The following is a 12,016-nucleotide window of genomic DNA, read 5'->3' on the forward strand; positions in this document are numbered from 1 at the left end:
TTCACTTAATATGAAAAGAAAAATATTTACTCCACGACTAGGCTGGCAAGTGGAGCATCAAAATATTGGTTTTGATTATTTTAATTTACCTTCTCTTGATGGCTCAATTTACTGGTCTGAAGGAGTTGCTTATGAGTTTACCCTTAAACAGATTGAACAACTGGAAGATGCGGCAAATGAACTGCATCAGATGTGTTTATCGGTAGTAGGAGACCTCATTCAACGGGGCGACTATCCTGCTTATTTTCAAATTCCAGAAACAGCTATAAACCATATTGAACATTCATGGAAACAAAATGCCCCTATGCTGTATGGCCGTTTTGATTTCGCTTACGATGGGCGAAATATCAAAATGCTGGAATATAACGCCGACACGCCGACTGGCTTACTCGAAGCCTCTGTCGCGCAGTGGCTGTGGATAGAACAAGTCTCAGGCATTGCAAACCGAGATCAATTCAATAGCATTCATGAAGACCTGATTAAACGCTGGAAGACAATTTTACCGCGTGGTAGCCATGTGCATTTTGCTGCCTGTCAGGAGGCTGGAAGGGAGGACTGGGGAAATCTCGAGTACTTGATGGATACCGCTTATCAAGCTCATCTACAGGTTTCCGAGCTTTCTATGGAAAACATAGGTTGGAACGGGCAAGACTTTGTCGATCTTCATAATCAGCCCATTCAAAACATATTTAAGCTCTACCCATGGGAATGGATCTGGGAAGAAGCCTTTTCTCAATATATCCATCCACAAACACAGTGGATTGAACCTTGCTGGAAAATGTTACTTTCAAATAAAGCGATTTTGGTTGAGCTTTGGAAGCGTTATCCAAACCATCCATTGTTGGTCGAAACCCATACCTATGACCCGCAACAAGCGTTGTCTGGCAAATGGGTGAAAAAGCCGATTTTGGCAAGGGAAGGGGCCAATATTCGAGTTTTACAAGACGGCCATGACCAAGGCGCGGCTTCTGGTAGCTTTTATTTTGATGACTATGACAAATACGGTTATGTCGTACAGAAATGGGTAGATACCCCATTATTTTCAGGGCAACTACCTACACTCGGTTTATGGATGGTTGGACATCAATGCGCCGGCATGTCTATTCGTGAAGATTGCTATGACATTATTGGTAATGATGCTCACTTTGCAGCACATTATTTTGTCGAGTAATAAGTACCTAGAGGTATTTTAAAAAGCACTTTTTAGGTGCTTTTTTATTATGCTTGATTCGTAATCAAACAGAGCATTTTACGTATATAGCGATAATGAATATTTATTTTTAAAGCTAAATTAGAACAAAAATTCAAAAATATAATGACTTAATATTATGTAATTTAATAATTTTATTCTTATTTCTTCAATTAAAAATCAATATTGGCAAGCTCTTTGCATCTCCTAAAAAGAAAAAAGCCTAGATTTTAAGGGCTCGTGAGAGCCCTGATTTTTTTAAGGAGTGATGCCATGAATGCGATTCCAACTTTAACGCCCCTTGCCATGCCGTGTAACAGCAGTTTTGAAGCAAAAGATTGGGAAATTTTATCTACTCACTGGTATCCCGTCGCACGTACTCAAGATGTCTCTACTGCACCTCAACGAGTCACGCTACTAGACGTCAATATGGCGTTATATAAAACAGAAAGTGGGGAAATTCATCTGGTTCGAGATATTTGCCCACATCGTGGGGTGCCATTAACCAAAGGTTGGGTGGATGGTGAGGAGATTGTCTGTCCTTATCATGGTCTACGCTATAACACCGAAGGGAAATGTACCCAAATACCAGCTCAGCCCGAACTAACTAAAATTTCTGATCGTTTTTCTCTGACCAAATTTCCAGTTGTACAAAGATATGGTCTCATTTGGACCAGTATTCATGGTCGTGATATTGCTAAAGCCAATATTCCTATATTAGATACTTGGGACCATGCAGAGCATCAGTCAATTTTACCGCCTTTCGTCGATATTGGTGGTTCTAGTGGACGTCAACTTGAAGGATTTATCGATGTCGCTCATTTTGCGTGGGTACATCACAATGCCTTTGCAAATCGCGATAATCCCATCGTCCCTAAATATCACACTGAACGTACCGACTATGGTTTAAAAACGGTCTATATCAGCAATGTCAGTAATTATCCGCATGAACTAAAACATCTCGAACCAGAAGGTTTTTTATGGAAGCGTACTTTTGAGGTTTATCCACCTTTTTCAGCCGTGCTCACGGTCGATTTTCCAGAAGGCGGGGTCTTAAAAATCTTGAATGCCTGTTGCCCTATTTCAAGCAATAAAACCCGTTTATTTGTTCCACTCACCCGTAACTTTGACCAAACAGGCGATTTAGAAAAAGTATATGCATTTAATGCGCAAATTTTTGCCGAAGACCAAGAGATGGTCGAATCACAAAAACCAGAAGAACTGCCGCTTGATTTAATGATGGAAGCACATTTTGAAGCAGACCGTTCATCAACAACTTATCGACGGATTTTGGCTGAATGGGGACTAAGTAAACGTTATACCGTTTAAATATTGGCTAACTGGGGTACAATCAATCGAAAAAAGTGAAAATATAAAGGCTTTCCATGTCATTGATCGCAAATACCACCGTTGTGCGTGGTCGTTTTTTAGATATCCAGCAAACTGTCTCTGAGTCAACTGATATTCCAAATCAAGTGCGTTATTTAGAAGATGGTGTACTGATTAGTGAACATGGAAAAATCAAATGGTTTGGTGCATGGGAAGACGCTCAGGCGCATCTACCTGCTGGGGTTGAGATTCAACATTATCCAGAACAATTGATTGTACCCGGCTTTATTGATACCCATATTCACTTCCCGCAAACCGAAATGGTTGGAGCATACGGCGAACAACTTTTAAGCTGGCTCAATACTTATACTTTCCCAACTGAAATCCAGTTTCAGGATAAAGCATATGCAAGTGAAATTGCTCAGTTCTTTGTTCAAGAGCTACTGAAACACGGTACAACCACGGCCCTCGTTTTCTGTACAGTTCACCCCGAGTCTGTTGATGCCTTATTTGAAGCCGCAGAACACGTTCAGATGCGTTTAATTGCTGGTAAGGTACTCATGGACCGCCATGCACCTGAAGCGCTTTGTGATACGCCAGAAACAGCTTACAGCGACACCAAAGCATTGATTGAGAAATGGCATGGTAAGGGCCGTGCGCTCTATGCGATTACTCCACGTTTTGCACCAACGTCTACACCTGAGCAATTAGAAAGAGCAGGGCAGTTAAAACAAGAATTTCCAGATGTTTATGTACATACCCATTTAAGTGAAAACAAAGATGAAATCGCTTGGGTGAAATCTTTATTTCCAGAACAAGCTGGCTATTTAGATGTTTATCAACATTATGGCCTGACTGGTAAACGTTCTGTATTTGCTCATTGCGTTCACTTAGAAGATCAAGAATGGCAATGTATGCATGATACGCAATCGGCTATCGCATTTTGTCCAACATCAAACCTGTTCTTAGGCAGTGGTTTATTTCCATTGAAAAAAACATGGGAAAAACAAGTGAAAGTGGGCTTGGGTACAGATATCGGTGCTGGTACATCATTTAGTTTACTGCAAACCGTTAACGAGGCTTATAAGGTTCAGCAGTTACAAGGTGATAAACTTTCAGCTTATGAAGCGCTCTATCATGCAACTTTAGGCGGCGCAAAAGCGCTTGATTTGCAAGATCAGTTAGGCAACTTCAATGTCGGTAAAGAAGCAGACTTTGTGGTACTAAATCTTAAGCCAACTGCATTACAGCAACTTCGCCAGTCTAAATCCAAAACTGTTGAAGATTCGCTGTTTGCTTTATTCACTTTAGGTGATGACCGTAATATTGAGGCGACTTATATTTATGGAAAACGTGCTTATCAAAAAGAAACAGCCAAATAAAAAAGGCATTGTTAAGTTTTTGTTATTATTTGGAATATGCGCTCTTGCATTAAAGCGTGATCGACATAATCCGCAAAATGATAAAATTTCACAGCCATCAAAGGGTGCATGAAACGTCATTTTGCTTTAAAATTTTACCATTAACTCAGATTTTCGAGGTGTTGCAGGTCAACACCTTTTTTATTTTTTCTTTTATATCTTGTAGGAATCTGCCATGACTGTTGCAATGAGCATCATGATTTCAACCGAAGAAATTCAAGCAAAAGTCAAAGAGCTCGGCGAGCAAATTAACGCTCACTATGCAAATAGTGATAAAGAATTAGTTCTTATTGGACTACTTCGTGGTTCTGTTATTTTCATGGCAGACTTGTGCCGTACAATTACTAAACCGCATGAACTCGACTTCATGACAGTGTCTAGCTACGGCGGCGGTACGACTTCAAGTCGAGATGTCAAAATCTTAAAAGATCTTGACGGTGAAATTCGCGGTAAAGATGTATTGGTGGTTGAAGACATTATCGACTCAGGCAATACCTTAAGCAAAGTCGTTGAAATGTTGCAAACTCGCGAGCCAAATTCAATTCAACTCTGCACATTAGTGAGTAAACCATCTCGCCGTGAAATTGATCTTGAAGTGAAATTTTTAGGTTTTGAAGTTGAAGACAGATTCATTGTGGGTTACGGCTTAGACTACGATCAAAAATATCGCCACTTGCCATTTATTGGTGAAATTGGTTTATAAATTTCAGAGAAATAGCACCGCAAGGTGCTATTTTTTTATATAAAGCCTTAGCTTTGAACAAAAAAGACACAAAAAGTCGCAATCTGCTACAGACAAAATAGACAGCTCTACCGCACGATAGAATATGAAGCAAAATCATTAACTTCATCAAAAAAACAACTGGAGAACAAATATGTGGTCACTTATTGTTGCTATTGTAGTTGGTTTCTTTGCTGGCTTAATCGCTCGTGCTTTGCATCCTGGGGATGATAAAGCAGGTTTCATCGTAACGACCTTGATTGGTATTGCAGGTTCACTTCTAGCTACTTATGGTGGTCGTTTACTTGGACTTTACGGCGAAAACTCAGCTGCAGGCTTTATCGCATCCGTGATTGGTGCCATCGTTATTCTTTTTATCTACAACTTGATTGCACGAAAAAGCTAAACTTTAATTCATTTATAAAAAAAGCACCTTATGGTGCTTTTTTTAATTTATTTTAAAGACCTAACTCTTTCCATACGGCCTGAATTTCTTCAGCAGAGCGTGCGCCAACCAGTTTGAAACCATTCGCAAAAATTAGGGTAGGGGTGCCGTTAAAGCCGAGTTTTTTTCCTAATTCCAAATTACGGTCAATTGGGTTTGCACAGCTCGTAACTGTTGGTTTAACACCTTGCTGAATCAGTTTTTTCCATGAGTAAGATTGATTTGGTGCACACCAAACTTGTCTAGAAACCACAATAGACTGAGGTTTTAAAGGATAGATGAACGTATAAATAGTCACATCTTTAAGCTTATCGAGTTCAGGTTCAAGCTGCTTACAATAAGGACAATTTGGATCAGAAAATACTGCTAAAACATGCTGGCCATTACCTTTGACTGTTTTAATCGCATCTTTTAAAGGCAGTTGTTTCCAATCAATTGAGTTCTGTCCTAAAACTAGATCTTTGGTTAAGTTCTTTTGGTCTTTTAACCGAATCATAGAGCCTACAAACATATGTTGCCCATCTTCACCAACATAAATGATTTGCTGATCAAGATTAGCGCTATATAGCCCGGGCATTTCAGTTTTCTGAATATTGCTAATTTTCAAATTAGGATATTGTTTTTTAATATTTTCCCTAACAGTATCTACATTAGCGAAACTCACACTTGTAGTTAGGCTAAATAACGCCAATATTCCTAATTTTTTAAGCATAAAACTGACTCATAGGTAGGAGAGGAGATCATTTTAATCAGTTCAGCTTTTTAAAACAGAACTGATTACCGAGTTATAACCAAACTTCCACTCATTTATGCCAATGTTTCACGTGGAACATAAATAGGTTTTAGAGTATTAATTTCTACAGATATATGCACGATTTCATCATGAATGGACAAAGCATGACGAATCTGATCTGCGGTTAAAGAAATATCATCAGTTTCGAGTGCCAAAATACAAGAAAACTTACCTTTCGCGACTTTCCAGACATGAATATCCGTAATTTCAATATATTTAGGAAACTTAGCAATGACTTCACGAATCTCTTCAACTACCGGATGATCCATTTCTGCGTCTAAAAGGGTTTTTCCTGTCTCTTTCATTAATCCCAGAGACCATTTTGCAACCAAAATAGCACCTAAAATTCCTAAAAGTGCATCTAAAAAATCCCATCCGAAATACTTACCTGCGAAAAGCGCAATAATTGCAAAAACAGAAGTTACTGCATCTGCAACCACATGTAAAAATGCAGCTTTTTGGTTTAAATCATGATGATGCCCATGATCATGTTCGTGATGGTGATGGTGATGGTGCCCATCATCGTGAAGTAACCATGCGCAAATCAAGTTAATGACCAAACCTAAAATTGCAATCGGAATAGCTTCATTATAAAAAATTTCAACTGGATTAAATAAACGTTGTATCGACTGAAACGCCATAAAAATGGCGACAACCATCAACAAAATTGCACTGCTATACCCCGCTAAAATCTCGATTTTCCAAGTTCCGAAACTAAACCGACGATCTTTGGAATAATGACGAGCCGCGCGATAGGCAAAATAGGCTAAACCGAGAGCCAACATATGGGAACTCATATGCCAACCATCAGCCAAAAGTGCCATTGAATTGAAAAACCATCCACCGAATATTTCTAACACCATCATTGATGCCGTTAAAATCGTTGCAATCAAAATACGTTTTTGTGCAAGTGGATTTCCTTCATCAAACTGATGTTGATGATGACGTGATACACTATGATCCTGCATAATATTTAAACCCAATATACTCCCTACCAGTATATTGAATTATACAAGAGAACCCAGATGAGTCACATTGGTCAGGATAAAAAAATAGTTAATCGTGTAAAACGACTAAAAGGACAAATCAACAGCATTGAGCATGCTGTTGAACAGCCAGATATTTCATGTATAGAAATACTACAACAAGTTGCTGCAATTAAAGGGGCAATAAACGGTTTGATGAGTGAATTAATGGAACAGCATTTACATCACCACGTGCTCAAAGATGCAAAAGTTGATCAAAATGAGCTAGATGAGTTTTTAAAGGTTCTAAAAAGATACGGTTAACGAGGTGACTGAATGACACAGCGATGTGCATCATTCAGAATTTTGTAATTATTTTCCAATACAGAATGAACCAAAAATCTTGCCTAATAAGTCATCGGCACTAAAGTCACCAGTAATTTCACCTAAAGCATTTTGGGCAAGACGTAGTGACTCAGCAACCAGTTCACCTGCGTTAAACACAACAAGTTGCTCGCGTGCTTCTGAAAGATAGAGCTGTGTGCGCTTCATTGCGTCTAAATGACGTGTTCTTGCAATAAAGGTGTCTTCCTCAGGGTGGAAGCCTGCATGCGCTGTAATCGCGTCTACGAGGCCTTGTACGCCCATCTCTTGTTTTGCAGAAACGGTTATATGACGGAAACCTTGAAAATCGCTTATTTCAGCTAATTGACCAGTTAAATCGCATTTATTACCAATTAACATTAAACGACGCGGTTCAATATGTTCCGCAAAATACTCTTGAGCGAGTTTTAATGGGTCATCACCTTGGTTTAAATCATAAACCAGCAATAACAAATCAGCTTGTTCAATTTCTTTGATTGCACGACGAATCCCTTCTTTTTCAACGATATCACCTGTTTCACGAAGACCCGCTGTATCTGTTAAGGTGATTGGTAGACCATTTAAGCTAATTTTTTCATGTAAAACATCACGAGTAGTACCAGCAATATCGGTCACAATTGCACGCTCAACACCAGCAAGTGCATTCAACAAGCTCGACTTACCCGCATTTGGTTTACCTGCAATAACGACTTGCAAACCTTCACGTAATAATTGACCTTGTCGTGCAGATGTTTGAACGGCATGTACTGACTGCTGAACATCTTCAAGTAAAGCTAAAATCTTACCGTCTGCTAAGAAATCGATTTCTTCTTCAGGAAAATCAATTGCAGCTTCAACATGTAAGCGTAAATGAATCAGTTTTTCTAAAACAGTATTAATTTTTGTTGAAAAAGCGCCTTGTAAAGAGCGAACCGCAGAGCGTGCCGCAGCTTGCGAAGTCGCATCAATCAAGTCGGCAATCGCTTCCGCTTGTACCAAGTCCATCTTGCCATTTTCAAAAGCACGCATGGAAAATTCGCCGGCTTTTGCAGCAATTGCACCAAGCTCAAATAGACGTCCAAGCAAGGCATTTTGGATGACTGGACCGCCGTGACCTTGTAGCTCTACAACATCTTCACCTGTAAACGAGTGAGGATTGGGAAAGCATAGAACAATCCCTTCATCCATAATACTGCCATCAGCATCATAAAATTTACGGAAACCCGCCATACGCGCTTCTGGCAAGTTTTTTTGTGTCAGGTTTTGAGCGATTTCATAAGCCTTAGGTCCAGATAGGCGAATCACGCCCACACCACCACGCCCAGGTGGCGTTGCAATTGCGGCAATCGTGGTTTGACTTTGCATATTATTCACCTAAAAACCTAAAATCCAGCCAAAGAAAAATCCGCCTAAGATTACCATCTTAAGCGGATTTATTCAGCAAAAGTTCAACGATTAAGAAGCTGATTCAGTCTTATTGATACGACTTTTCTCAACGCTCTTATTAATAAACGACTGCTGTAAAATAGTAATACTGTTGTTCACAATCCAGTACAGTACAAGACCGGCAGGGAAGAACAACATAAATACCGTGAACATAATCGGCATAATGCGGAACACTTTTGCCTGCATTGGATCAGCGGGTTGCGGGTTCAACATTTGCTGTGCAAACATGGTAGCACCCATGATTAACGGCAAGATGAACCAAGGATCCATTGCTGACAAGTCTTGAATCCAACCTAACCATGGTGCGTGACGTAATTCCACACTTTCCATGAGTACCCAGTACAAAGCAAGGAAAATTGGCATTTGTAGCAACAATGGTAAACAACCTGAAAGTGGATTTACTTGTTCACGCTTGTATAAAGCCATCATTTCTTGCGAGAAGCGCATACGGTCTTCACCGAACTCTTCTTTCATGCGTTGCATTTCTGGTGCAATCACACGCATTTTCGCCATAGAACGATAACTTTTTGAAGATAAAGGCCACAAGATCATCTTCACCATAATGGTAAGCAAGATGATTGACCATCCCCAGTTGCCCACAATGCTATGGAAGAATTGAAGACCTAAGAACAAGAGTTTAGCAATCGGCCATAACCAACCATAATCAACAGTCTGATTTAAACCAACAGCTAAATCTTTTAATTCAGATTGTACTTTCGGACCTGAATAAAGTTTTGCATCCACTTCCATTGAAGTGCCTGCTGGAACATTAATCACTGGTGAGGTAAAACCAATGATATTCATGTGATCAGCAGATTGACGAGATTCAAGCTTAGCTACATAAGGCTGACCATTAGCTTGAGTCAGCTTAAGGTTTCCAGGAATCCAAGCACTTACAAAATAATGCTGAACAATCGCAACCCATCCACCTTTCGCTTCAGTATTTACTTTTTCTTCTGAGAAATTAGCAAATTTAAGCTTGTTGTAATGTGCATCAGGCGTTCCCCAAGCTCCACCTAAGAAAGTTCCTAGAGTGAAAATACCTTGAGAAGATTTACCTGGATCTTCAGAATTATCGCGCTTTAATTGTCCAAACATCTGACCTTGCCAGCTTTGTTGGCTACGGTTAATTACTTGATGTTTTACAACAATTGGATATTGACCTTGAGTAAAGGTAAAAGTTTTAATAATTTCAACGCCTTCAGGTGTTTTAAATACCATCGGAACGTTTAAAACTTTTTCAGATTGACCCTTTTGGTCCTGTACACCTTTAGCATCAGCCAAAGTATATGATGTCTTTTCAACAGCATATAATGGACGACCACCACGACTACTATCTGGTCCATTCAAACCAATTAAGCCAGATTGAGCAACATATGTACGCTTGGCATCATTTTCAAGCATAACAAAAGGTTGATCGCTGTCTTTGCTTTTGTCGTGTGAGAGTAATTCAATACGAACAATATCACCACCTTTTGGATTGATCCAAATATGGTAAAGGTCAGTTTGTACTGAAATAAGCTGTTGATTCACAGGTGCAGTTGCATCTGTGGTTTGTGACTGCGCAATATTTGCTTGTGGCACATCGGAAGCCACTGTTGCATTTTTAGCATTTGGCAAATCAGCAGATACTTCATGCGAACTTACAGCTGCCGCTTGTTGTTGCGGAGCAGTTGCAGCATTTCCATAATCTTTTTGCCAAGCCAAAATGAGCAAATATGCGGTGACAAACATGGCCCCGAGAATTGCAAACCTGGCCCATTGTTGCATATCTATTACCCCAAATGGTTAGAGAGATTTTGCTTCAGTAAACGATCACGAAAGGGTACAGCAACATGATGCGTTTGAGAATCTATTTGATGAAACGAAATAAAACGAATTGCTTTTGGCGGTACCGGATCATATCCAGATCCTCCCCACGGATGACAACGACATATCCGTTTAGAAGATAACCAAACGCCTTTTATCGCACCATGAGTTTGTAATGCTTCTATCGCATATTGGGAACAAGTCGGGATATAACGACAACGGGGTCCAAGAAGCGGACTAATCGCAATTTGATACAGTCGAATCAACCAACGTAGAAAACGGACCATTGGCTATCTCTTAATTCTGCGAGGTTGTGCCAACTTTAGAATGTTTTTTTGCTAAGCGTTGTAATTTTTGCCAAGCAAAGTCTAATTGTTGATATAGCTCAGCATTCGTAATCGTTTCTATACCAACTTTCGGCATCACCACAACATCTATGTCTGATCCAAAATTCGGCTGATGTAGACGAAAGCTCTCACGAGCAAGACGTTTTATTCGATTTCTTTCATGCGCTCGGCGCACTTTTTTCTTAGCAACAACAATACCCAAACGGCTTTTAGGCTGTTCGGTTAATTTTGCAAGAAATAAAAAATGGGGTTGATGCACTTTAAAAAGCGCACCATCAAATACACTTTTATAATCTGCAGCACAGCGTATTCGCACGTCTGTGCTAAAACTGTAAAGTGTCATCACACCCAAGTCTGGTCAGCGTAACAGTATTAAACAGTTAAGCTATGACGACCTTTTGCACGACGACGAGCTAATACTTGACGACCAGCTTTAGTTGCCATACGAGCACGGAAACCATGAACGCGTTTACGCTTTAATTCAGATGGTTGGAAAGTACGTTTCATATTGAAACTCCCAAAAATGATCTTTCTATAAAGGTCCGCGATTTTATTGTGCAATGTTTACGCTGTCAATGAAAAACCAATAAAGTTTTGTATTTAACCCAAATTTTTAATCTCTTCTCTTCTTTTTATCACGGTCATAATTCAGTGCAATATATAGCTTTAAAAGTTATACACAAAGTAATTGTCTATTTTTATTAGAACTTTTAACATATACACACCTTATATACATATTTATCAACAAAACAAGATACCATCTTGGTTTGGATTTGCTGTATTTGAATTTAAATTCATATTTTGCAGTTATCCACAAAAGATCTTCACCCTATTAAATAAATTCAAATTTAGAAATTTAAATTTATTCTTATTAGGGATAACTTTTTCTGTGGATTTCGTACTTTTAAATTTAAAAAACATATATTTGAGTTGTTGATAACTCTGTTTTTACTATATTTATGGATTGTGGATAAGTTTATGTGTTAATTTATCCACAGGTTGTGCAAAAAGTTATACACAAGCCATTTTGAATTTAAATTTATTCACAAGAGATTTCTTTTTAGACAAAATCAACTGAAATCGTCATGACAGATGTGGATAACTTGGTTAGAATGGCGACCCCTTCTCATCAGGAAGGGGTAATCTTTAGATTATTTGAATTTAAAAACGCAGAAATAGGGGATACAC

Annotated in this window: 13 protein-coding genes; 6 read left to right on the forward strand and 7 right to left on the reverse strand. The window is 39.1% G+C overall.

From position 1 onward, the window contains the following. Positions 1–10: 10 nt before the first annotated feature. The 5 genes from KIP84_RS18610 to KIP84_RS18630 all read left to right on the forward strand — a co-directional run bounded on the left by KIP84_RS18610 (position 11) and on the right by KIP84_RS18630 (position 5,066). Entirely contained in the window at positions 11–1,171 is a 1,161-nt protein-coding gene (locus tag KIP84_RS18610) for a glutathionylspermidine synthase family protein (protein WP_213689078.1), read from the forward strand. A 291-nt stretch (positions 1,172–1,462) separates the two neighbouring features. After that, positions 1,463–2,518 carry an aromatic ring-hydroxylating dioxygenase subunit alpha gene (locus KIP84_RS18615; protein ID WP_213689079.1) on the forward strand — a complete coding sequence of 352 codons (1,056 nt, stop codon included), beginning with the start codon at positions 1,463–1,465 and terminating at the stop codon, positions 2,516–2,518. Between the two features lie 56 nt (positions 2,519–2,574). Next, positions 2,575–3,900 (forward strand): guanine deaminase, encoded by a 1,326-nt coding sequence (gene guaD / locus KIP84_RS18620; protein WP_213689080.1) that lies wholly within the window; start codon positions 2,575–2,577, stop codon positions 3,898–3,900. A gap of 214 nt (positions 3,901–4,114) precedes the next feature. Next, positions 4,115–4,642, forward strand: a complete 528-nt coding sequence (gene hpt, locus KIP84_RS18625) for a hypoxanthine phosphoribosyltransferase (RefSeq protein WP_002115408.1) — start codon at positions 4,115–4,117, stop codon at positions 4,640–4,642. A 172-nt stretch (positions 4,643–4,814) separates the two neighbouring features. Continuing rightward, positions 4,815–5,066, forward strand: a complete 252-nt coding sequence (locus KIP84_RS18630; protein ID WP_002115476.1) for a GlsB/YeaQ/YmgE family stress response membrane protein — start codon at positions 4,815–4,817, stop codon at positions 5,064–5,066. 52 nt (positions 5,067–5,118) lie between these two features. Here the strand turns inward: KIP84_RS18630 and KIP84_RS18635 are convergent, their stop codons facing one another. Both KIP84_RS18635 and dmeF read right to left on the reverse strand, forming a co-directional pair. Beyond that, positions 5,119–5,817, reverse strand: a complete 699-nt coding sequence (locus KIP84_RS18635; RefSeq protein WP_005804888.1) for a DsbC family protein — start codon at positions 5,815–5,817, stop codon at positions 5,119–5,121. Between the two features lie 95 nt (positions 5,818–5,912). Then, on the reverse strand, positions 5,913–6,881 hold the full coding sequence (gene dmeF / locus KIP84_RS18640) for a CDF family Co(II)/Ni(II) efflux transporter DmeF (protein ID WP_275957936.1): 969 nt from the start codon (positions 6,879–6,881) through the stop codon (positions 5,913–5,915). 42 nt (positions 6,882–6,923) lie between these two features. Here dmeF and KIP84_RS18645 point away from each other — a divergent pair, with 42 nt between their 5' ends. Further along, positions 6,924–7,187, forward strand: a complete 264-nt coding sequence (locus KIP84_RS18645; RefSeq protein WP_033851308.1) for a metal/formaldehyde-sensitive transcriptional repressor — start codon at positions 6,924–6,926, stop codon at positions 7,185–7,187. 48 nt (positions 7,188–7,235) lie between these two features. On the opposite strand, the gene mnmE is transcribed toward KIP84_RS18645, so the two are convergent. The 5 genes from mnmE to rpmH form a co-directional block, all read right to left on the reverse strand. Next, the gene (gene mnmE, locus KIP84_RS18650; RefSeq protein ID WP_009392881.1) at positions 7,236–8,591 is read right to left on the reverse strand and encodes a tRNA uridine-5-carboxymethylaminomethyl(34) synthesis GTPase MnmE; all 1,356 of its coding nucleotides are present in this window, start codon (positions 8,589–8,591) and stop codon (positions 7,236–7,238) included. A 90-nt stretch (positions 8,592–8,681) separates the two neighbouring features. After that, positions 8,682–10,442 (reverse strand): membrane protein insertase YidC, encoded by a 1,761-nt coding sequence (yidC, locus tag KIP84_RS18655; protein ID WP_002115440.1) that lies wholly within the window; start codon positions 10,440–10,442, stop codon positions 8,682–8,684. Between the two features lie 5 nt (positions 10,443–10,447). After that, positions 10,448–10,768: a membrane protein insertion efficiency factor YidD gene (gene yidD, locus KIP84_RS18660; RefSeq protein WP_003656027.1), complete on the reverse strand. Its 321-nt coding sequence runs from the start codon at positions 10,766–10,768 to the stop codon at positions 10,448–10,450. Positions 10,769–10,778: 10 nt separating this feature from the next. Further along, positions 10,779–11,171: a ribonuclease P protein component gene (gene rnpA / locus KIP84_RS18665; protein ID WP_005063921.1), complete on the reverse strand. Its 393-nt coding sequence runs from the start codon at positions 11,169–11,171 to the stop codon at positions 10,779–10,781. Between the two features lie 29 nt (positions 11,172–11,200). After that, entirely contained in the window at positions 11,201–11,335 is a 135-nt protein-coding gene (rpmH, locus tag KIP84_RS18670; RefSeq protein WP_000831329.1) for a 50S ribosomal protein L34, read from the reverse strand. Positions 11,336–12,016: the final 681 nt, after the last annotated feature.

The organism is Acinetobacter sp. BHS4 (genome assembly GCF_018454425.1).
Taxonomy (GTDB): domain Bacteria; phylum Pseudomonadota; class Gammaproteobacteria; order Pseudomonadales; family Moraxellaceae; genus Acinetobacter; species Acinetobacter pittii.

Bases quoted from the DNA above. Each gene is read 5' to 3' on its own strand.
- KIP84_RS18610 (WP_213689078.1), top strand. From the start codon at position 11: ATGAAAAGAAAAATATTTACTCCACGACTAGGCTGGCAAGTGGAGCAT.
- KIP84_RS18615 (WP_213689079.1), top strand. From the start codon at position 1,463: ATGAATGCGATTCCAACTTTAACGCCCCTTGCCATGCCGTGTAACAGC.
- guaD (WP_213689080.1), top strand. From the start codon at position 2,575: ATGTCATTGATCGCAAATACCACCGTTGTGCGTGGTCGTTTTTTAGAT.
- hpt (WP_002115408.1), top strand. From the start codon at position 4,115: ATGACTGTTGCAATGAGCATCATGATTTCAACCGAAGAAATTCAAGCA.
- KIP84_RS18630 (WP_002115476.1), top strand. From the start codon at position 4,815: ATGTGGTCACTTATTGTTGCTATTGTAGTTGGTTTCTTTGCTGGCTTA.
- KIP84_RS18635 (WP_005804888.1), bottom strand. From the start codon at position 5,817: ATGCTTAAAAAATTAGGAATATTGGCGTTATTTAGCCTAACTACAAGT.
- KIP84_RS18645 (WP_033851308.1), top strand. From the start codon at position 6,924: ATGAGTCACATTGGTCAGGATAAAAAAATAGTTAATCGTGTAAAACGA.
- mnmE (WP_009392881.1), bottom strand. From the start codon at position 8,591: ATGCAAAGTCAAACCACGATTGCCGCAATTGCAACGCCACCTGGGCGT.
- yidC (WP_002115440.1), bottom strand. From the start codon at position 10,442: ATGCAACAATGGGCCAGGTTTGCAATTCTCGGGGCCATGTTTGTCACC.
- yidD (WP_003656027.1), bottom strand. From the start codon at position 10,768: ATGGTCCGTTTTCTACGTTGGTTGATTCGACTGTATCAAATTGCGATT.
- rnpA (WP_005063921.1), bottom strand. From the start codon at position 11,171: ATGACACTTTACAGTTTTAGCACAGACGTGCGAATACGCTGTGCTGCA.
- rpmH (WP_000831329.1), bottom strand. From the start codon at position 11,335: ATGAAACGTACTTTCCAACCATCTGAATTAAAGCGTAAACGCGTTCAT.